The sequence below is a fragment of the Rhodococcus sp. 05-2255-1e genome (assembly GCF_002259025.1).
Classification (GTDB): domain Bacteria; phylum Actinomycetota; class Actinomycetes; order Mycobacteriales; family Mycobacteriaceae; genus Rhodococcoides; species Rhodococcoides fascians.
In genome coordinates this window covers 1-18,839 of the sequence record NZ_NOZE01000032.1, presented here as the reverse complement: position 1 = coordinate 18,839, position 18,839 = coordinate 1, and the positions used below count along the sequence as shown (strand labels likewise).

Genomic DNA, 18,839 nt, shown 5'->3' with positions numbered 1-18,839 from the left:
ACAGGTTGTGACAGAGCAGGTTGTGACAGAACAAGCGATGACTCAGCCGCAGCGGTTGCTGCTGGTCCATGCGCACCCGGACGACGAGAGCATCACCACCGGCGGGACCATCGCCCATTACGTGCGCGCGGGCGTCGACGTCACCGTGCTGACGTGCTCGCTCGGTGAAGAGGGTGAGGTGATCGGCGATACGTGGGCCGATCTCGTGGTCGACCGAGCCGATCAGCTCGGTGGCTACCGAATTCTGGAACTGCATCGCGCACTCGCGGCGTTGGGCTGCAACCCGCCCCGCTTCCTCGGTGGCGCCGGCCGCTGGCGAGATTCTGGAATGGCCGGAACCCCGGCTGCTCTCAAGCCGCGCGCATTCGTCAACGCAGACCGGCAGGAGGCTCTCGGGGCGCTCGTGTCGGTGATCCGCGAACTCAGACCTCAGGTCGTCGTCGGTTACGACCCCGAGGGTGGCTACGGCCACCCCGACCATCAGCAGGTCCACTCCCTGGTGACCGAGGCGGTCGAGGTCTGTGGAACGGACGCCCATCCCGCGGCCGGAGCTCCGTGGGAGGTGGCGAAGTTCTACTGGACCGTCACCGGCCGCGATCAACTGGACGCGGGACTCCGGGCGATCGCCGATATCCCCGAGGGGTGGCGCATGCCCCTCGACGGCGAGTTGCCGAGTGTGGCCGAGGACATGATCACCACCAGCATCGACGTTCGCGGTGTGCTCGACGCGAAGACCGACGCGTTGCGTGCGCACGCCACTCAGGTGACGGTTGCGCCCTCGGGTGCCGAGTACGCACTCTCCAACGACATCGTTCAGCCGATCCTGCTCGACGAGCAGTACGTACTCGTGCGTGGCGTGCTCGGCTCCGACGGGGCGGGCAGGGAGAACGACTTGTTCGCGGGCGTACTAGGCTGTGTTCCGAATCACTGATCTCATGACAACAGGGGCGGAACACACATGTACAACTGGGTAGTGCAGGACGCAATCGTCGCGTTCGTCGATTCTCTCAAGCCGCAGTTCGGCGCACAGGCAGATCTGTACCAGTACGTTCTGGGTCAGATCGCCATGGGTGCGAGCAACTTGCTGACCTCGCTGGGCTATCCGCCGGTTTCCTGAGTGCCGGTGCCCGGTTTTTCGAATGCGATGCCCGGTTTTCGAATGCGGTGCACTGAAACGACCCGGGCCAAGGCAGTATTGGGCGCATGATCTCGAAGGCCGCATCCAATACTGTCGCCCTGGTGTCGTGGGCGACGGTCGCAGTACTGGTGTTCGACGGCTTCCTGTCCGGAATCCTGTCGGTCTTCTTTCTCCCGACCTATGTGGGGTCGGTGCAGCTTCCCATCAGCGCGTTGCTCGGGGGCATCGCGAACGTCGCTCTGGTTCTGGCCGCGCGTAAGGTCGCCGAACGGCCGATCTGGGTGGCGTCGCCGCTGATCGGATGGTTCGTCGCAGTAGTGCTGTGCATGTTCGGCGGCCCCGGCAACGATGTTCTGCTGCTGGCCGACTGGCGCACGATGCTGCTCATCGTGGCCGGTGCCGGGCCTGCCGGTGTGCTGCTGTTCATGTTCAGAATGAAAGCCATCACAGCAAGCGTGCGTGCCGACCCGCATTCCGGAGCACGTCCTCGATCATCGTCGGAGTCAGCAGTCCGGTGAATGTGTTTCGCTGACTGACGTGGTAGCTGGCGAACACGGTGATCGAGCCCAGATCGAGCTGCGTGCCGTGCCCGAATTTCGGTGCGGGCCTGGGTATTTCCCACCCGTTCGCGGCGAGAATCGGTAGCAGCGACTGCCAACCGAACGCCCCGAGCACGAGAATCGACTTCAGTCGCGGACGCAGCAAGCGCAATTCGTCGTCGAGCCAGGGGCGACACCGATCGCGCTCGGCGGGAGTCGGCTTGTTCTGCGGCGGAGCGCAGTGCACGGGGGCTGCAATACGAACTCCGTTGAGCGTCAGCCCGTCGCCGATGTGCGTCGCGGTCGGTTGGCTGGCGAGCCCGACGGCATGCATGGCTCGGTAGAGCACGTCTCCGCTGCGGTCCCCGGTGAACATCCGTCCGGTGCGATTGCCGCCGTGGGCGGCCGGGGCGAGCCCGACGATCAACATCGACGCATCGGCCGGGCCGAAACTGGGAACGGCTCGCCCCCAATACGTTTCGTTGGCGAACGCGGCGCGCTTCTCGGCAGCGACCTGTTCGCGCCACTGCACCAGCCGTGGACAGGCGCGACACTGGGACACCGCCAGGTCGAGTTGCGCGATGGTCTGCGGGCGCTCCTTCTTCATCGGCTCCTTCTTCATCGGCTCCTTCTTTATCGGCTACGTCTTCACGTGCTGCGTCGAAGCCAGACGTCCCCGGCACCCGGTGTGACGGCGTCGATCATGGCCCACGCGTTCTCGATGGGTATGTCGACCACCTCGTAGCGTCCGACGCCCGCCGGTGTCGCTGCCACGACGGTGGCCACGCCGGCGCGACGTTGGAAGAACGTCTGCCGCACCGTCCAACCGATGATGCCGCCGGCTTCGAGGCTGTGCCGGGTGCGGTCGAGCGATCCGTGCTGGGTGATCAGCCAGCCGGGCAGGACGGCGTGCCCGAGGCCGCGGTAGCGGTCGTGAGCGACTCCGACGGCGGCCACGAACAGCACGGCCACGGCGATCCACGCGAGGATCGGGATCGGTGCGCCGAGAGACTGCGCAATTCCCAGTCCGGCCGCGACGACGAGCAGCGGTAGAACCGCCCGGGTGTAGCGGCGTCGCCGCGCGGCAGGTCCGTGCTGCAGAAGCGGGCGGTCGGCATTGCCGTGCATGCCTGCATCGCCGAGCACCGTGGTCATCATGCGCAGCGCCTCGGCCCGCGGAGCCTGGGGAAGCAGTAGCGACGATTCCTTCTTCTCGGCGCTCACTCCGGTCATGATGGCGTCGAGTCGGGCCCCGCCGACCGACCTCAGTAGTAGAGGCAGCGACAGAGAAGTGCCGCGCAGTCTCTTGCGGTCGAGGGTCGACTGACGGGTGCGGAGCAGCCCGTGGCTGACGTGCAACGTGCGACCCTGGTCGGTGACGGTCAGGTTGCCGTAGGTGATCAGGTATCGAACGCAGGCGAAGATGCTGGACACCACGAGGAGCACAATCAGTGCGAGGACGACGAACAGGGCGATGCCGAACCGTTGCGCCGATTCGACGCTGTTCGAGATCACCGACGTCTCCGCCAACGTTTGTCCGATGCCGTACTGGAACAGCACGCCCACTGCCGCGGCGATGGTGACGATGCCGGTGATGGAGAATGGCGCGAACCGCACCCACGAGAATTGCCAATGTGCAATCTCGACGCCGGGGTCGTTTGCGGCAACGGGCATTCCGTCGCTCGGCGTTGTTCGGCCCGACACCCGCTGCAGCAGTTCACCGCGAAGCTCCGGCACCAGTGACGTGTCGAGGGCGTTGAGCTCGAAAGCCTCGCCTTTGCCCGCCTGCTGGCCGGTCCCGATGCGGAGAATGGACAGGCCGAGCACTCGGTGCAGTACGTTCGCTTCCACGTCGACCGACCGAATCCTGTTGCGCGGGATGGACAGTACTTTCTTCTGCAACACCCCGGTGCGCAGTTGTACGTGCACCGGCCCGATCCGGTAGCTGGTGGTGAACCAGCGCGCAATCGCGAACACGACGACGACCGCGAGGATGCCCAGACTCCAGTAGTGATTACCGCTCTGACTGCCGACGAAGAACGAGATCAGCAGTACCGGCAGGATCTTGATGCCCTCGTTCACCGGATGCACCAACAACATTCGCTTGTCCAGGCGCAACCACGGCTGCTCCTCTTCGACTGCCAGCAACTCCGCCTGATCGGTCATGTGGCATCTCCGACGGTGCGGCCGGCGATATCGGTCAGTCGCGTGACGGTCTCGTCCGCAACGGCCTGATCGAGTGCGGTGATCTTCACCGCGCCCGCCGACGATGCCGTCGTCACGGTGACCGTCGCCAACCCGAGCAGGCGATCGAGTGGTCCGCGCTCGGTGTCGACGGTCTGCACCCGCGAGATGGGGGCGATGCGTCGTTCTTGGCTGAGCCAACCGGTGCGGGTGTACACGGCGGTGTCGCTGATCTCCCAGCGGTGCACGCGGTAGCGCCACTGCGGCACGATCGCGAGGTGCAGTGCGGTCAGCACGACCGATGCGACGAGGGCGGTGACGTGCAGCCACGACGTCCGGTTCGAGTCGACGAAAAACCAGACGATCTGAGCGATGAACACCGGTAGCCACAGCAGTCCGGCGCTCAGTGTCCAGAGCAGACGCGCACGGGGAGAAGGCTGCCACTGTGGGTCTGTCATCGTTGTCACGGTACAAACCTAGCGCTGCCCCGTCGTGCGCGTTGTGCGCCCTTCCGGGTACGCAAAACGCGCACAAGGGCCGCAGGCCCACCCGCGGGTGGCACGTGCGTACCAAGAAGGCGCATGATCGACTGGTGACTTCGCAGCCTGATACCGCTCCAGCCGCCTCCGCCATGCGTCGCGTTCTGCGTCGCGCCCGCGACGGGGTGTCGCTGAACGTCGACGAGGCAACCGTCTTGCTGCACGCTCGCGGTGACGACCTCGTGGATCTGATGGCGTCGGCGTCCCGGGTTCGCGATGCCGGGTTGGAGTCGGCGGGCCGTCCGAAGACCGTGTCGTATTCACGCAAGGTGTTCGTGCCCATCACGCGGTTGTGCCGCGACAAGTGCCACTACTGCACGTTCGTCACGGTGCCGGGCAAGCTCAATGCCGCCGGGCACGGGATGTTCATGGATCCCGACGAGATCATCGACGTCGCCCGCAAGGGTGCCGAGTTGGGCTGCAAGGAGGCGCTGTTCACGCTCGGCGACAGGCCGGAGGAGCGGTGGCCCGAGGCCAAGGCGTGGCTGGACTCGCGCGGCTACGACTCGACTCTGGACTACGTGCGCGCGATGTCGATCAGGGTGCTCGAGGAGACCGGCCTGCTGCCGCACCTCAATCCCGGAGTGATGTCGTGGCAGGAACTCTCGCGCCTCAAGCCGGTGGCCCCCTCGATGGGCATGATGCTCGAGACCACCTCGCGTCGGCTGTTCGAGGAGAAGGGGCAGGCGCATTACGGCAGTCCCGACAAGGATCCCGAGGTTCGGCTGCGCACGCTGACCGACGCGGGCCGGCTCAACATTCCCTTCACGACGGGCATCCTCGTCGGTATCGGTGAGACGTTGCGGGACAGGGCCGAGTCCATCATGGCAATTCGTAAGGTGCACAAGTCTTTCGGTCATGTGCAAGAGATCATCGTGCAGAACTTCCTGGCCAAGTCCGATACCGCGATGCGGTCGGTGCCCGACGCCGGTCTCGAAGAATTCCTGGCGACCATCGCGGTGACGCGCATGGTGGTCGGTCCGTCGATGCGAATTCAGGCCCCGCCGAACCTCGTCGCAGCGGAGGAGACCGCCGCGTTGCTCGGCGCAGGCGTCGACGATTGGGGCGGTGTCTCGCCGCTGACTCCCGACCACGTCAATCCCGAGCGGCCCTGGCCGAACCTCGACACTCTCGCCGAGTTGTCGGCGGCCGCCGGTTACACGCTCGTGGAACGTACTGCCGCGCAGCCGCAGTACGTGTTGGCCGGTGCACCGTGGATCGACCCGCGAATCTCGGCACACGTGCGGGCAGTGGCCGACCCGGAGACCGGGATGGCACGCGAGGGCGTCAACCCGACCGGTCTGCCGTGGCAGGAGCCGGACGAGGAATGGGAGTCCTCGGGACGGGTGGATCTGAACACCGAGATCGACACCCAGGGCCGCAACACCGAGACGCGCTCGGATCTGGCGAATGCGTTCGGCGACTGGGATTCCATTCGTGAGCAGGCGCGCGATCTGGCCGGTCTCGAACGAGTCGACCGCGACCTGGTGTCGGCATTGACAGCAGCGGAGAAGGACCCGGCCGGTCTGTCGGACGAGCAGTACCTCGCACTGGCGACGGCCGAAGGCCCCGGCATGGACGCCGTTGCCGCGCTCGCCGACGATCTGCGTAAGCAGGTCAACGGGGACACCGTCACCTACGTGGTGAACCGGAACATCAACTTCACCAACATCTGCTACACCGGATGCCGTTTCTGCGCGTTCGCGCAGCGCAAGGGCGACGCCGACGCGTTCACGCTGTCCACCGCCGAAGTCGCCGACCGTGCGTGGGAAGCGCACGTCGTCGGGGCCACCGAGGTGTGCATGCAGGGCGGCATCGACCCCGAACTGCCGGTGACGGGATACGCCGATCTGGTCCGTGCGGTCAAGGCGAAAGTGCCGTCGATGCACGTGCACGCGTTCTCGCCGATGGAGATCGTCAACGGGGCCTCTCGCGGCGGCCAGTCGATCCGCGAGTGGCTCACCGAGCTGCGGGCAGCCGGCCTGGACTCGATTCCGGGTACCGCCGCGGAGATCCTCGACGACGAGGTGCGGTGGGTGCTCACCAAGGGCAAGCTCCCCGCAGCCGAATGGATCGAAGTGATCACCACCGCGCACGACGTGGGCCTGCGATCGAGCTCGACGATGATGTACGGCCACGTCGACAATCCGTCGCACTGGGTAGGGCATCTGAACGTACTCAAGAAGATCCAGGACAAGACGGGCGGGTTCACCGAGTTCGTGCCGCTGCCGTTCGTGCACCAGTCGTCGCCGCTGTATCTGGCGGGTGCCTCGCGGCCCGGCCCGACCAACCGCGACAACCGCGCGGTACATGCCCTGGCCAGGATCATGCTCCACGGCCGTATCGACAACATTCAGACGTCATGGGTGAAATTGGGAATCACGGGTACACAGGCGATGCTGAACGGAGGCGCGAACGATCTGGGCGGGACCCTGATGGAAGAGACGATCTCGCGCATGGCGGGTTCGCAGAACGGTTCGGAGAAGACCGTCGCGGAACTGCACGAGATCGCCGACGGCATCGGACGACCGGTTCGTCAGCGCACCACCACGTACGGCCCGGCACCGGCGGTGTCGGTCGCCGGCCTGATCTGACCTACAGGTCTTTACCCGAAACGGAGTTTGCCCGACATGGACGACCGTCGAGTCGCCGCGGTACTGAGCAGTGCCGTCGCCATCATTCATCCCGTGCTCGACATCCTGGCCACGCGTGACCCGATCGGACTGAAAGGACGGACGTTCCGCGAGTCCTCCGCGGACGATTCGACCCTCGACAACGTCATCGACTTCCTGGCCAAGGCGTTCGACACCACCGACTTCCCGGGTACCGCCGGCTGGGAGAAGCTCGACAGTGATGCTCGTTCGCAGTGGTGGGTCAATCGCATCGGAGCTCTCAACACTGTCGCCGTCGCCTTCCCCGGCGTCTTCGGCATCCTGGTCAACCGTTTGCCGATCCAGGATCTGCTCGGGTTCGCCAACCAGGCGATGGTGCTCGTCGCCGTGGCTCGCGAATCCGGAGTGACCGACCGCGAGACGCACGTGGCGCTGCTCGGGTCGGTGCTGTGCAAGCGTGACCTGACATCCTTGGCCGACAGTGCTCCTGCGAAGGAGGAAGAATCGCCGAAATCCGGCCCGTTCGCACTGCTGCGCGGAATGTGGCAGATCGCCAACGTGCTGCGTGACGTGGCAGGCGAGTTGGAGAAGCGCCCGCATCCACGCGGGTTCTATCGGGTACTCGGAGCCATCCCGCTCGTCGGTGGCGTCGCCGGATATCTCGGTGAGCGGGGCGCGCTGTCGCGCGCTGCCAAGCAGGGACGCAAGTGGCTCGCCGCCCACAAGACGGCGTCGGCATCGGTGACCCAGCCCGCGAAGCAGCTCCGGCGATAGCAGGCCGGAGCAGGTGAGGTCACCCTGGTCGGATTGTCCCAGGTTCGGACCGCGATACTAGGATGCTGAGGGCGCGAGAGCGCCCACGATCTATACAAGGAGGGGAGAGCAGCAGTGACCTACTCGATTGCAGAACCGTGCGTAGATGTACTGGACAAAGCGTGCATCGAAGAGTGCCCGGTGGATTGCATCTACGAGGGTAACCGAATGCTGTACATCCACCCCGACGAATGCGTCGACTGCGGAGCCTGCGAACCCGTGTGCCCCGTCGAGGCCATCTTCTACGAAGACGACGTGCCCGAGCAGTGGAGTGCATACGTCAGCGCCAACGTCGATTTCTTCGACGATCTCGGATCTCCGGGTGGCGCAGCGAAACTCGGCAAGACCGACTACGACCCGCCGTTCATCAAGGCTCTGCCTCCCATGGGCGAGAACTGACGCCTTGGCACGCAGAGCGGTGGCAGCGACGCTGCCCGACTTTCCGTGGGACTCGCTGACCGCTGCCAAGGAGAAGGCGTCGGCGCACCCGGACGGCATCGTGAATCTGTCCGTCGGCACGCCCGTCGACCCGGTCGCCGAGGTAATTCGGGTTGCGTTGAACTCGGTGGCCGACGAGCCCGGTTACCCGACGACCGTCGGTACCGCCGCGCTGCGGGAGGCCGCGGTAGCGTCGCTCGAACGTCGCTACTCGATCACCGGTATCTCGACCGACGCGGTGCTTCCTGCCATCGGCACCAAAGAAATGATCGCCTGGTTGCCGAGTCTGCTGGGTCTGGGTGCCGATGATCTGGTCGTCATCCCCGAACTGGCGTATCCCACATACGAAGTGGGTGCGCTGCTCGCCGGTGCACGAATTCTTCGTGCAGACGGACTGAATCGTCTCGGCCCTGAACGCGCCTCGCTGATCTTCGTCAACTCGCCGTCGAACCCGACCGGCAAGGTGCTCGGAGTCGAGCACCTGCGCAAGGTCGTCGAGTGGGCCCGCGAGCGCGACGCCATCGTCGTCTCCGACGAGTGCTACCTGGGGCTGACCTGGGAAGCCGACGCCGTCTCGGTGCTCGACCCGCGCGTCTGCGACGGCGATCACACCAATCTGCTTGCTGTGCACTCACTTTCGAAGACCTCGAATCTGGCCAGCTACCGCGCCGGTTTCGTCACCGGCGACGCTTCCCTGATCGCCGAATTGCTCGAGGTTCGCAAGCACGCAGGGATGATGGTGCCGCTCCCCATTCAGGCCGCCATGACCGCGGCCCTGGCCGACGACGAGCACGAAAACATCCAGCGAGAGCGATACCGCGCTCGCCGAACGACTTTGAAGTCTGCCGTCGAGGCAGCCGGATTCCGCGTCGACCACTCGGAGGCCGGGCTCTACCTGTGGGCCACCCGCGACGAGCCGTGCCGCGACACCGTCGACTGGCTCGCCGAACGCGGGATCCTCGCCGCACCGGGAGAGTTCTACGGACCGAACGGTGGCAAACACGTCCGCATCGCACTCACGGCCACGGACGAACGTATCGAGGCTGCGGCGGCTCGCCTGCGCGGTTAGCCGAGCTTCCTGGTGCGCTGAGTGTTTCAGTGCCGCTGAGTGTTGTGGTGCGCTGAGTGTCCACAATTCGGCCCGATCGACGGGATCCCGCTTCTCGATGTGAATTGTGGACGCTGAGCTCAGTTGGCTTCGGCCCCGCTGACGCCGCTGAAGCGTGTGAGCTCGAGGTGCGCTGAGTGTCCACTATTCGGCCCGATCGACGGGATCCCGCTTCTCGGTACGAATAGTGGACACCGAGCTCAGTTGGCCCCTGATCTGGGCGGGTGTTCTCATGTACCCATGACCCTCAGCCTGCTGCTCAGCTTCGCCGGTGTGTGCTTTCTGCTGGCGATTCTGCCCGGGCCGGATTCGTTTCTGGTGCTCCGCTACAGCATCGGCGGCCTCAAGCCAGGCGTCGCTGCAGCGATGGGTGTCGCGATCGGCGGACTGTTCTGGGCCGTGCTGGTCGCCGTCGGGCTGGCGGCGATCGTCGAGCAATCCGCGACGGCATACCGCGTCGTCAAGGTTCTCGGTGGGCTGTATCTGCTGTATCTGGGCGTGAAGGCTTTCCGGGCGCGACGTAAGAACAAGGTGGACGGCGAGCCGCTCCTGCCCGTTGCTGCGTCCGCGGTGTCGGCGTTCGGTGCCGGAGTTCTCTCGTGCGCGCTCAACCCGAAGGTCGGACTGTTCTACCTAGCGGTGGTGCCGCAATTTCTCACTGTGGTCACGTTCGCCGGTGCCATGACGCTCGGTCTGGTCGAGGTGGTTGTCGCTGCCGTGGTGATGGGAGTGTTCTCAGTTCTCGCCTCACGCGCTGTGACGCTGCTGCGTAAACCGGCCGTGACCGACTGGCTGGACCGCATCAGCGCTGGATTCCTCGTCGCCCTCGGAATCGGAACGGTGGCGTCCTCGGCCTAGTTGCGGTGGACCGTCAGTCGAGGTCCGGCTCGCCGACGTCCCATCCGCCGCGCCTGATGCGCAGGATGTAGACCAATTCGTTGCTGCCGAAGGCTTCGACGGTGGTGAACCGCTTCGGTTCGGCGTTGACCTCGGGGTTGCGCGCGTGCGCCTCCTCGTAGAGCTGAGTCGCTCGGAGGTCGGCCAACTCCACTCGCGTCCAGAAATCGTCGGACTGCACCGAGTAGACCAGTCGCGGCGCTCCGTCACTGACGTGCGCGAGGTCGATGTCCTCGTCGTCGGAGTCCTCGTCCTCGAGGTCCAGGTCGAGGTCGTCTTCGGAATCGACGTCCTGTTCGGCGTCGGTTCCGATCAGATAGACACCCGCCTGCAGGTCACCGGCGGCGACCGTCATGTACTCGGCGTAGTCGCCGGTGTCGATTCCGTCCACGTCCATGTCTGTACGGTAGCCATGTGCTGCTTCGTTCACTGAACCCACTCGCCGTTGCGCGGGGAGACGATATTCCCGACGCCGTCACGATCGACGGCATCTCGCTCTCTCGTGCCGACATCCTGGGAGCGGCGACTTCCGTAGCCGAGCGCATCGGCCGGGCAGATCGGCTCGCCATCCACGCGACGCCGTCGGTCAAAACGGTGCTCGCCGTCGTCGGTGCGTTGATTGCCGGTGTCACCGTTGTTCCCGTCCCACCGGATGCCGGCTCGGCCGAACGTGAGTACATCCTCCGCGATTCGGGTGCGCAGGCGTGGCTCGGCGAAGCGCCGCCGGACACCGCGGGTCTGACGGTTCTGCCGGTGCGGCAGCATGCGCGGTCGTGGCACAGCTACCCTGAGCCGCAGCCGTCGTCGATCGCGTTCGTGCTCTACACCTCCGGCACCACAGGCCCACCGAAAGGTGTGCTGATTTCTCGCAGCGCCATCGCGGCCGGGCTCGACGCGTTGGCGCAGGCCTGGAGCTGGACGTGGAAAGACACTCTGGTGCACGGTCTTCCGCTGTTTCACGTGCACGGACTGATTCTCGGGTTGCTCGGCCCACTGCGAGTCGGCAGCCCGCTGATCCACACCGGCAAACCGACTCCCGAGCTCTATGCGGCAGCGCGGGGTTCTCTGTATTTCGGGGTGCCGACGGTGTGGTCGCGCGTCGCCGCGGATGAGACGTCCGCCCGCGCCCTGTCCCACGCCCGACTACTGGTGTCCGGCAGTGCGCCGCTCCCGGTTCCGGTGTTCGAGAAGCTGCGTGAGTTCACCGGTCAGGCTCCCATCGAGCGGTACGGCATGAGCGAAACCCTCATCACCATCAGCACCCGCGCCGACGGTGAACGTCGGCCAGGATCGGTGGGACTGCCCGTCGCAGGCGTCGAAACCCGACTGCTGGGCGAGAAAGGCGACATCCTGCCGCACGACGGCGAATCCATCGGCGCATTGCAGATCCGCTGCCCCATGTTGTTCGACGGCTACCTGAACAATCCCGAGGCGACGGCGAAGACCTACACCGAGGACGGGTGGTTCGACACCGGGGACGTCGCGCTCATCGAGCCCGACGGGTTCCACCGCATCGTCGGGCGAGCCTCGACCGACCTGATAAAGTCCGGCGGCTATCGCGTCGGCGCGGGGGAGATCGAGACCGTGCTGCTGGGGCACCCGAGCGTGGACGAAGTAGCTGTCGTCGGCCTGCCCGACGACGATCTGGGTCAACGCATCGTGGCGTTCGTCGTCGGTACTGAGGTCGAGGATCGAGTACTCATCGACCTGGTGGCCACCGAACTGTCGATCCACAAGCGGCCCCGGGAGATTCGCGTCGTCGACTCGCTCCCGCGCAATGCCATGGGCAAGGTGCAGAAGAAGCTCCTCGGCTGACTCCGCGTTGTGAGCGCGGGTCGGGTGCAACGCGCTAGCTTCGAGTCATGAACCTCGACGGCGCACGCATTCTCGTATTCGGTGCCAGTGGCGGGCTCGGCGGCCCGATCGTCGAGCAACTCGCCCAGGCCGGCGCGCGGCTGACCATCAGCGGACGCAGCCTCGAGTCCGCGGAGCATCACACGGTGAATGCCGATCTGACGCTCCCGGATTCGGCTCGCTCGGTAGTCGCGGAGGCCGTCGAACACAACGGCGGTCTCGACGGGATCGTGATCGCCGCCGGTGTCGTGGCGTTCGGCTCGGTCACCGAGGTCGACGACGACACCGTCGACGAGTTGCTGCTGCTCAACTACCTGGCACCGCTGCGCATCATGCGTGAAGCGCTGACCACTCTGGATCAGGGTGGATTCGTGCTCAACATCAGTGCGGTGGTCGCAGACAAGCCGATGCCCAACATGGGTGCCTACTCGGCGAGCAAGGCCGCGGCGAGTGCGCTGCTGAAAAGTGTTCGCACAGAGGCCCGGAAGTCGAAGATCCGTATCGTCGACGTGCGGCCTCCGCACACCGAGACGGGGCTGGCGACGCGGCCGATCGCCGGGCAGGCACCGACACTTCCGCAGGGCCTGACGCCGGAGGCAGTGGCCTCACGGATCGTCGCCGCGATCACCGACGACGAAACCGACGTCGGCGCAGACCAGTTCTCTTAGGCTATTGTCGGCACCGTGACCGAGACACATGTGACCGACGCGGGCAGAAGGCTCGTGCGTCGTCGCACCATCGATCTGTGCCTGGTCTGCACTTCTTCCTGTTCGTAACTGTCGATCGAACCCAGCCCCGACGAGCTCCACGCGCTCCTCGGGTCGTTCCGGCAACCTTTTTCGACGAACAGGATCACTCATGACCACATCTGTCTCCCATCTCGGCGGCGTCATCGCTGCCACCGACGACGCCGTGCAGGCCGACGCGAAGAACGCTCACGCTGTATTCCGTGCCTCCGCCACCGCGCACGATGCCGTCGCCAGCACCGTCACACTCGGCAAGTTCAGCGTCGAGGTCGACGAGCCTCCGGCCCTCGGCGGAGAGAACACGGCCGCCAATCCCGTGGAGTACTACCTCGCGTCGCTGCTGTCCTGCCAGGTGGTCACCTACCGCGTCTGGGCCGAGAAGCTCGGTATCGTCGTCGACGACATCAAGGCGAAGGCCGAGGGCGACCTCGACGTACGTGGCTTCTTCGGGTTCGACGACGACGTGCGGCCGGGATTCGGTGAGGTGCGCGTCGTCGTGACGGTCACCGGGCCCGAGACCCGTGAGCGGTACGAGGAATTGCAGCAGGCCGTGGACGATCACTGCCCGGTACTGGATCTCACGCGTAACCCCACGCCGATCCACACCGTCCTCGAAACGGCCTGACGTCATGAGCGAGCGAACATTCGGCCTGCGTACCAGAGCAATTCACGCCGGCGCGCGGCCCGACTCGGCAACCGGTTCGCGTGCGGTGCCGATCTATCAAACGGCGAGCTACGTGTTCGAGGATTCTGCTGACGCAGGGGATCTGTTCGCTCTGCAGAAGTACGGCAACGTCTACAGCCGCATCGGTAACCCGACGGTCGCCGCCTTCGAGGAGCGCATCGCGAGCCTCGAAGGCGGCATCGGAGCGGTCGCGTTCGCCAGCGGGCTCGCGGCCGAGTTCGCGGTGTTCGCCGCGCTGGCCGGCACCGGTGATCACATCGTCGCGGCAGCCGGACTCTACGGCGGAACCGTGACGCAACTCGACGTCACACTGCGGCGCTTCGGCGTCGAGACCACCTTCGTTCCCGGCACGGACCCGGCCGATTATGCGGCGGCGGTAACAGATTCGACCAAGTTGATCTACGCGGAGGTCATCGGGAACCCCTCCGGTGAGATCGCCGATCTCGAGGGTCTCGCCGCGGTCGCGCACGATCATGGGATCCCGCTGGTGGTCGACGCGACGATGGCGACACCGTGGTTGAGCCGGCCGATCGAGTTCGGAGCCGACCTCGTCATCCACTCGGCAACGAAGTTCCTCGGCGGTCACGGCTCCACGCTCGGCGGCGTCGTGGTGGAGTCCGGTCGATTCGATTGGGGCCGAGGCAAGTTCCCGCAGATGACCGAGCCGGTGGCCTCGTACGGGGGCCTGTCGTGGTGGGGCAACTTCGGGGAGTACGGATTTCTCACCAAACTGCGCAGTGAGCAACTGCGCGACATCGGTGCAGCACTGGCTCCGCACTCTGCCTTCACGCTGATCCAGGGCGTCGAGACGTTGCCGCAGCGCATGGACGCGCACGTGGCCAATGCGCGCGTCGTCGCCGAGTGGCTCGAGTCGGACCCACGCATCGAGTACGTGAGATGGGCTGGGTTGCAGAGTCATTCGCACCACGATCGCGCCGCGAAATATCTGCCCTCGGGTCCGGGCGCGGTGTTCGCATTCGGCATCGAAGGTGGTCGGGACGCCGGCCGTACGTTTGTCGAGAGCGTCCAGGTGGCCAGCCACGTCGCGAACATCGGCGACGTACGCACCCTGGTCATCCACCCGGCCAGCACCACCCACCGACAGCTCAGCGATGATCAACTGGCCGGCGCGGGGGTGGGGCCCGAACTCATTCGGATCAGTGTCGGCCTCGAAGACGGTGAGGACCTGCTGTGGGATCTCGATCAGGCCTTGACGCTGGCAACCGGGAAGGCGCGGTCATGAGCGAACGAACCTGGCAGGGACCCTCCGCTCAGGACCGTCAGCGGATCTTGCGTGAGACGAAAACCGTCGCGATCGTCGGTGCGTCCAAGAACCCGTCGCGAGCAAGCTATTTCGTCAATCGGTATCTGTCCTCGACAAGCAACTACGAAATATTTCTCGTCAATCCGACGGTCTCGGACATCGAAGGAACGACCGTCTATCCGACTCTCGCGGATCTACCGAAGAGTCCGGACCTGGTCGACGTCTTTCGCAAGTACGACGATCTCCCGGAGGTGTTGAGCGAAACCATTGCTGCGCAGGCGAAGACGATCTGGTTGCAGCTCGGGTTGTGGCACGAGCAGGTGGCCCACGACGCCGAGGCAGCCGGATTGAACGTCGTCATGGACCGGTGCCTCAAGATCGAACACGCCCGCTTCCACGGCGGGCTGCACTTGGCCGGATTCGACACGGGAGTGATCGATTCGCGTCGAATGCGGGGTTAGGGGTCAGGCCTTCAGTAGGCGACCGCTGATTATCGTGGCCAACGATCGTGGCGCGAGACGCACACTGCCGGCGCTGATCTTGTTGGACAGACCGGACACGACGCTGGCAGGGGTACGGCGAGAATCCAAGGCGCGCATAGCCGTCGAGACCACCTGCTCGGAGGTCTGGAAGTTGCCCACTGCGGCATCCTCGGATCCGACGACGTCGAAGAACTCGGTGCGCGTCGGGCCGGGGGAGAGAGCGAGGATCTTCAGCGGTGACGTGCGGTACTCGTAGGCGAGCGCCTCGGTGAAGTTCAGTACGAAGGCCTTCGTCGCCCCGTAGACCGCCATGTTCGGAGTGGGCTGGTACGCAGCGGTACTCGCGATGTTGATCAACGCGCCGGTCAGATTCGGCAGAAACGCATGTGTCAGATCCACCAGCGCACTGACGTTCAATGCGATTTCCGACGCCACCCGCGCCGGATCCTCGTCGCGAAAGCGCCCGTGGGTCCCGAATCCTGCATTGTTGATCAGCGTCGTGGGTGTTATCCCTTTGTCGGCCAAGTTCTTTCGTAGTGACTCGCCGATGCCCGGTACGCCCAGGTCCATGGCGACGGCGGTCGCGGTGACGCCATGGTCTGCTTCGATGCGGCGGGCAAGCGTCTCGAGTCGGTCCGCCCGTCGTGCCACGAGGACGACGTTTTCGCCGCGTGCGGCAAAGCGATGGGCGAATTCCTCGCCGAGGCCGGAGCTCGCCCCGGTGATGAGTGCTGTGGATGTCATGCGAGCAAATGTAGGCACTGTCAGCATTGTTGTCAACGCCAACATCGCCTAGGGTGAGTCCATGGCAACGGAGCGCTACCACCACGGTGATCTGCGCGCGGTGCTCCTGGAGGAGGCCGAGCAGAGCATCGCCCGCGACGGCGTAGATGCGCTGTCGCTGCGGCAGTTGGCCCGAGACGTGGGTGTCAGTCACGCAGCCCCTGCGCGCCACTTCCGCGACAAGCAAGCACTGCTGGATGCGTTGGCGCTGCACGGCTTTCAGGAAATGAATCGGCGAATGGTCGACGCGGCCACCGGTCCAGGAGAGCTGCTGGCCAAGTTTCGTGGTGTCGCCCGCGCCTACCTGGGTTTTGCCGTCGAACACCCGCAGCTCTTGGACGTCATGTACAGCACCAAGCATCACCCCGAGGCCAGCGAACAACTCAAAGACGTTGCGCACGAAAGCATGGCGGCGACGGAATCCTTGCTGCACGCTGCGATGGACGCGGGAGTCATCACCGAAGCATCGCCTGCCGTCCTCGCCCGCGTCGCGTTCGCGAGCGTCCACGGACTCGCCGTGCTCACCGTTGGCGACCTCCTCGACGGCATGCCTGCCGATGACCTGCTCGACGCCACGGTCGACACCCTGCTCCGCGGATTCACTTAGCCGACAGCGTTCCGCGGGCTCCACTCCCGCCCGTCCGGGTCATTCCGCAGGCTCCACTCCCACCCTCGGGTCATTCCGCGGGCTCCACTCCCGCCATCGGGTCATTCCGCGGGCTCCACTCCCGCCATCGGGTCATTCCGCGGGCTCCACTCCCGCCATCGGGTCATTCCGCGGGCTCCACTCCTGTGTCGCTAAGTTGTCGGTATGACCGAATACGACCTGCAACGCTTCGTCGACGCCCAGGATCCCGTCTGGAACGTCGTGGTCAAGGAGTTGAAGGCAGGCCGGAAACAGACTCACTGGATGTGGTTCGTGTTTCCGCAGTTGGCCGGCCTGGGCCGCAGTGCCACCGCTCAGCACTTCGGCATCGCAGACCTGACCGAGGCCGAGCTGTACCTGTCCCACGAAGTTCTCGGGCCACGCCTGAAGAAAGCCGCGCAGCTCACTCTTGCGGTCGAGGGCAGCACGGTCGACGAGATCTTCGGTTACCCGGACAATCTAAAGCTGCACTCGTCCATGACGCTTTTCGCCGAAGCTACCAAGGGGCAGTCCGTTTTCGTCGAAGTGTTGCAGAAGTATTTCTCCGGCGAATTCGATGGCGCAACACTCGACTTGCTCGACGAGCGATACCGCTAGCATCGCATCCATGACCACTCCACTCGCCGGATCCATTGCCTTCGTCCATGCCGCCTGGCACCTGGACATCGTCGATTGTGCGCGGGTGGGTTTCTCCGCCGAACTCGAGCAGTTGGGCCATGCCGACACCGCGGTCGACGTCTTCGAGGTGCCTGGAGCATTCGAGATCCCGCTGCACGCGCAGCGGCTCGCCAGAACCGGAAAGTATGCGGCGATCGTCGCCGCAGCGCTCGTCGTGGACGGCGGAATCTACCGACACGACTTCGTCGAAACGGCGGTGATCGACGGGCTGATGCGGGTGCAGCTCGACACCGACGTCCCCGTGTTCTCGGTGGTTCTGACTCCTCATCACTTCCACGAACACGCCGATCACACCGCCTTCTTCGCCGCGCACCTCGAAACCAAGGGTGCCGAGGCCGCGCGCGCCGTGGTGAAGACCCTGGCTTCGCTCGGAACCATCGGCTGACGCTGCCGCAGGCAGATCGGTGGGCGACGTGCGATCCGTGCTCGCGGAGCTCGAACGGCGGGAACCGATCTTTCACCGCCGTGAGTACGGCATCACGCGTGACGATTTCGATCGTCTGACCGATGTCGATTTCTGGGAGGTCGGTGCGTCCGGTACCCGATACGACCGTGACGAGGTGTGGGCCGTTCTCGAAAAGCGCTATCGGGAGGACCCGTTCGGCGACCGCGATATCGACTGGGAAGCCAGTGAATTCGAGGTCCGTGAGACCGCCTCGGACACGTATCTGTTGACGTACTCGCTGCTGCAGATGGACAGACGCACCCGGCGAGCGACACTCTGGCAGCGACGGGCAGGGGAGTGGACGATTCTGTATCACCAGGGGACCCTCGTGCAGTAGGTCATCCCTCTTAGCATGTACCACCGACAGGTTCCGGTTCGCGAATCCTCATGCACAGCAATAGTTTTCGATTGCACCATCATTGCGCATCGAACACACGTTCGATACACTTGGTTCATGACAACGGAGATCTGGCAACTGAGCGAGAGCGAACTCCTCGCCGACGTTGCTGATGTCTCCCACACGATCCAACTGTTGGAGGCCCGGCGGATTGCTCTGGTCGCCGACATCGACACCCGCGTGAGCCGAGAGAAGCTCGGCTTCCCCGGACCCGCAGGCTGGCTGACCTCCACCACCCTCCTCACCCCGAGCAAAGCGAACAAGATCGTGGCCCTCGCTCGCGGGTTGAAGAACTTCCCCGACATCGCCGACGCCGTGAACACCGGCGTCATGTCCGTCGACCACGCCGCCCTGATTCTCACCTTCGCCGAAACACCACCGAAGAACCTCCCGCAAGAGGGTCGCGACATCGCCCGCAAAGCCATGATCACCGCCGCAACCGGACCCGGCGCACGCACCGACATCATCCGAGAAGCGATCACCAAACTCGAGGACACCTACGGCGGCAACAAGCCACTACCGGAAGACACCGACCGCAACGAACTCTTCGCCTCGAAAACCCTCAACGGACGTCTCGTGGCGAAGATGGAT

The 18,839-nt window shown here is 65.0% G+C and carries 23 protein-coding genes; 18 read left to right on the top strand and 5 right to left on the bottom strand.

What is annotated here, in order from left to right:
* The first annotated feature begins 37 nt into the window (after window positions 1-37).
* From mshB to CH262_RS18755, 3 genes are all read left to right on the top strand, one after another.
* Window positions 38-931, top strand: a complete 894-nt coding sequence (gene mshB / locus CH262_RS18760; protein ID WP_032381415.1) for an N-acetyl-1-D-myo-inositol-2-amino-2-deoxy-alpha-D-glucopyranoside deacetylase — start codon at window positions 38-40, stop codon at window positions 929-931.
* Between the two features lie 27 nt (window positions 932-958).
* Window positions 959-1,117, top strand: a complete 159-nt coding sequence (locus tag CH262_RS27710; protein WP_008714214.1) for a hypothetical protein — start codon at window positions 959-961, stop codon at window positions 1,115-1,117.
* An 86-nt stretch (window positions 1,118-1,203) separates the two neighbouring features.
* Window positions 1,204-1,656 carry a hypothetical protein gene (locus CH262_RS18755; protein ID WP_094718144.1) on the top strand — a complete coding sequence of 151 codons (453 nt, stop codon included), beginning with the start codon at window positions 1,204-1,206 and terminating at the stop codon, window positions 1,654-1,656.
* On the opposite strand, the gene CH262_RS18750 is transcribed toward CH262_RS18755, so the two are convergent.
* From CH262_RS18750 to CH262_RS18740, 3 genes are read right to left on the bottom strand one after another with little or no spacing between them, the layout of a single operon-like run.
* On the bottom strand, window positions 1,583-2,299 hold the full coding sequence (locus CH262_RS18750; RefSeq protein WP_256988870.1) for a uracil-DNA glycosylase: 717 nt from the start codon (window positions 2,297-2,299) through the stop codon (window positions 1,583-1,585). The genes CH262_RS18755 and CH262_RS18750 overlap by 74 nt on opposite strands.
* A 26-nt stretch (window positions 2,300-2,325) precedes the next feature.
* Window positions 2,326-3,843: a PH domain-containing protein gene (locus tag CH262_RS18745; protein WP_094718143.1), complete on the bottom strand. Its 1,518-nt coding sequence runs from the start codon at window positions 3,841-3,843 to the stop codon at window positions 2,326-2,328.
* Entirely contained in the window at window positions 3,840-4,319 is a 480-nt protein-coding gene (locus CH262_RS18740) for a PH domain-containing protein (RefSeq protein ID WP_032386298.1), read from the bottom strand. The genes CH262_RS18745 and CH262_RS18740 overlap by 4 nt, the downstream gene beginning before the upstream one ends.
* 134 nt (window positions 4,320-4,453) lie before the next feature.
* On the opposite strand from CH262_RS18740, the gene CH262_RS18735 reads away from it, so the two are divergent.
* The 5 genes from CH262_RS18735 (at window position 4,454) to CH262_RS18715 (ending at window position 10,229) form a co-directional block, all read left to right on the top strand.
* A complete protein-coding gene (locus CH262_RS18735) occupies window positions 4,454-6,994 on the top strand; it encodes a bifunctional FO biosynthesis protein CofGH (protein WP_256988869.1) in 2,541 nt (846 codons plus the stop codon).
* A gap of 36 nt (window positions 6,995-7,030) precedes the next feature.
* Window positions 7,031-7,786, top strand: a complete 756-nt coding sequence (locus CH262_RS18730; RefSeq protein WP_094718141.1) for a hypothetical protein — start codon at window positions 7,031-7,033, stop codon at window positions 7,784-7,786.
* A gap of 114 nt (window positions 7,787-7,900) precedes the next feature.
* Window positions 7,901-8,224 (top strand): ferredoxin, encoded by a 324-nt coding sequence (gene fdxA, locus CH262_RS18725; RefSeq protein WP_027498080.1) that lies wholly within the window; start codon window positions 7,901-7,903, stop codon window positions 8,222-8,224.
* A gap of 4 nt (window positions 8,225-8,228) precedes the next feature.
* A complete protein-coding gene (gene dapC, locus CH262_RS18720) occupies window positions 8,229-9,332 on the top strand; it encodes a succinyldiaminopimelate transaminase (RefSeq protein ID WP_032390334.1) in 1,104 nt (367 codons plus the stop codon).
* A 279-nt stretch (window positions 9,333-9,611) separates the two neighbouring features.
* Window positions 9,612-10,229, top strand: a complete 618-nt coding sequence (locus CH262_RS18715) for a LysE family translocator (RefSeq protein ID WP_094718140.1) — start codon at window positions 9,612-9,614, stop codon at window positions 10,227-10,229.
* Window positions 10,230-10,242: 13 nt separating this feature from the next.
* Here CH262_RS18715 and CH262_RS18710 read toward each other — a convergent pair whose 3' ends face one another.
* Window positions 10,243-10,665: a hypothetical protein gene (locus CH262_RS18710; RefSeq protein WP_027498077.1), complete on the bottom strand. Its 423-nt coding sequence runs from the start codon at window positions 10,663-10,665 to the stop codon at window positions 10,243-10,245.
* 17 nt (window positions 10,666-10,682) lie between these two features.
* On the opposite strand from CH262_RS18710, the gene CH262_RS18705 reads away from it, so the two are divergent.
* The 5 genes from CH262_RS18705 (at window position 10,683) to CH262_RS18680 (ending at window position 15,278) form a co-directional block, all read left to right on the top strand.
* Window positions 10,683-12,083 (top strand): acyl-CoA synthetase, encoded by a 1,401-nt coding sequence (locus tag CH262_RS18705; protein WP_179275044.1) that lies wholly within the window; start codon window positions 10,683-10,685, stop codon window positions 12,081-12,083.
* Window positions 12,084-12,130: 47 nt separating this feature from the next.
* On the top strand, window positions 12,131-12,790 hold the full coding sequence (locus tag CH262_RS18700; RefSeq protein ID WP_094718138.1) for an SDR family NAD(P)-dependent oxidoreductase: 660 nt from the start codon (window positions 12,131-12,133) through the stop codon (window positions 12,788-12,790).
* Window positions 12,791-12,980: 190 nt separating this feature from the next.
* Entirely contained in the window at window positions 12,981-13,493 is a 513-nt protein-coding gene (locus CH262_RS18690; RefSeq protein WP_094718137.1) for an OsmC family protein, read from the top strand.
* Window positions 13,494-13,497: 4 nt separating this feature from the next.
* Window positions 13,498-14,796: an O-acetylhomoserine aminocarboxypropyltransferase/cysteine synthase family protein gene (locus tag CH262_RS18685; protein ID WP_032400870.1), complete on the top strand. Its 1,299-nt coding sequence runs from the start codon at window positions 13,498-13,500 to the stop codon at window positions 14,794-14,796.
* Window positions 14,793-15,278, top strand: a complete 486-nt coding sequence (locus CH262_RS18680) for a CoA-binding protein (protein WP_094718136.1) — start codon at window positions 14,793-14,795, stop codon at window positions 15,276-15,278. The genes CH262_RS18685 and CH262_RS18680 overlap by 4 nt, the downstream gene beginning before the upstream one ends.
* Before the next feature lie 3 nt (window positions 15,279-15,281).
* Here the strand turns inward: CH262_RS18680 and CH262_RS18675 are convergent, their stop codons facing one another.
* Window positions 15,282-16,043, bottom strand: a complete 762-nt coding sequence (locus CH262_RS18675) for an SDR family NAD(P)-dependent oxidoreductase (RefSeq protein ID WP_256988868.1) — start codon at window positions 16,041-16,043, stop codon at window positions 15,282-15,284.
* Window positions 16,044-16,104: 61 nt separating this feature from the next.
* Between CH262_RS18675 and CH262_RS18670 the strand changes: the two genes are divergently transcribed.
* From CH262_RS18670 to CH262_RS18650, 5 genes are all read left to right on the top strand, one after another.
* On the top strand, window positions 16,105-16,689 hold the full coding sequence (locus tag CH262_RS18670) for a TetR/AcrR family transcriptional regulator (RefSeq protein ID WP_094718134.1): 585 nt from the start codon (window positions 16,105-16,107) through the stop codon (window positions 16,687-16,689).
* A gap of 204 nt (window positions 16,690-16,893) precedes the next feature.
* Window positions 16,894-17,325 carry a DUF1810 domain-containing protein gene (locus CH262_RS18665; RefSeq protein ID WP_032369640.1) on the top strand — a complete coding sequence of 144 codons (432 nt, stop codon included), beginning with the start codon at window positions 16,894-16,896 and terminating at the stop codon, window positions 17,323-17,325.
* 10 nt (window positions 17,326-17,335) lie between these two features.
* A complete protein-coding gene (locus CH262_RS18660; RefSeq protein ID WP_094718133.1) occupies window positions 17,336-17,791 on the top strand; it encodes a 6,7-dimethyl-8-ribityllumazine synthase in 456 nt (151 codons plus the stop codon).
* Between the two features lie 28 nt (window positions 17,792-17,819).
* Entirely contained in the window at window positions 17,820-18,188 is a 369-nt protein-coding gene (locus tag CH262_RS18655) for a nuclear transport factor 2 family protein (RefSeq protein ID WP_256988867.1), read from the top strand.
* A gap of 117 nt (window positions 18,189-18,305) precedes the next feature.
* The coding region (locus CH262_RS18650; protein ID WP_143547130.1) for a DUF222 domain-containing protein at window positions 18,306-18,839 on the top strand (534 nt) is incomplete at its 3' end.

Coding starts and splice junctions, on each gene's coding strand:
- mshB (WP_032381415.1), top strand. CDS start 38: ATGACTCAGCCGCAGCGGTTGCTGCTGGTCCATGCGCACCCGGACGAC.
- CH262_RS27710 (WP_008714214.1), top strand. CDS start 959: ATGTACAACTGGGTAGTGCAGGACGCAATCGTCGCGTTCGTCGATTCT.
- CH262_RS18755 (WP_094718144.1), top strand. CDS start 1,204: ATGATCTCGAAGGCCGCATCCAATACTGTCGCCCTGGTGTCGTGGGCG.
- CH262_RS18750 (WP_256988870.1), bottom strand. CDS start 2,299: ATGAAGAAGGAGCCGATGAAGAAGGAGCGCCCGCAGACCATCGCGCAA.
- CH262_RS18745 (WP_094718143.1), bottom strand. CDS start 3,843: ATGACCGATCAGGCGGAGTTGCTGGCAGTCGAAGAGGAGCAGCCGTGG.
- CH262_RS18740 (WP_032386298.1), bottom strand. CDS start 4,319: ATGACAGACCCACAGTGGCAGCCTTCTCCCCGTGCGCGTCTGCTCTGG.
- CH262_RS18730 (WP_094718141.1), top strand. CDS start 7,031: ATGGACGACCGTCGAGTCGCCGCGGTACTGAGCAGTGCCGTCGCCATC.
- CH262_RS18715 (WP_094718140.1), top strand. CDS start 9,612: ATGACCCTCAGCCTGCTGCTCAGCTTCGCCGGTGTGTGCTTTCTGCTG.
- CH262_RS18710 (WP_027498077.1), bottom strand. CDS start 10,665: ATGGACGTGGACGGAATCGACACCGGCGACTACGCCGAGTACATGACG.
- CH262_RS18700 (WP_094718138.1), top strand. CDS start 12,131: ATGAACCTCGACGGCGCACGCATTCTCGTATTCGGTGCCAGTGGCGGG.
- CH262_RS18690 (WP_094718137.1), top strand. CDS start 12,981: ATGACCACATCTGTCTCCCATCTCGGCGGCGTCATCGCTGCCACCGAC.
- CH262_RS18685 (WP_032400870.1), top strand. CDS start 13,498: ATGAGCGAGCGAACATTCGGCCTGCGTACCAGAGCAATTCACGCCGGC.
- CH262_RS18680 (WP_094718136.1), top strand. CDS start 14,793: ATGAGCGAACGAACCTGGCAGGGACCCTCCGCTCAGGACCGTCAGCGG.
- CH262_RS18675 (WP_256988868.1), bottom strand. CDS start 16,043: ATGACATCCACAGCACTCATCACCGGGGCGAGCTCCGGCCTCGGCGAG.
- CH262_RS18670 (WP_094718134.1), top strand. CDS start 16,105: ATGGCAACGGAGCGCTACCACCACGGTGATCTGCGCGCGGTGCTCCTG.
- CH262_RS18665 (WP_032369640.1), top strand. CDS start 16,894: ATGACCGAATACGACCTGCAACGCTTCGTCGACGCCCAGGATCCCGTC.
- CH262_RS18660 (WP_094718133.1), top strand. CDS start 17,336: ATGACCACTCCACTCGCCGGATCCATTGCCTTCGTCCATGCCGCCTGG.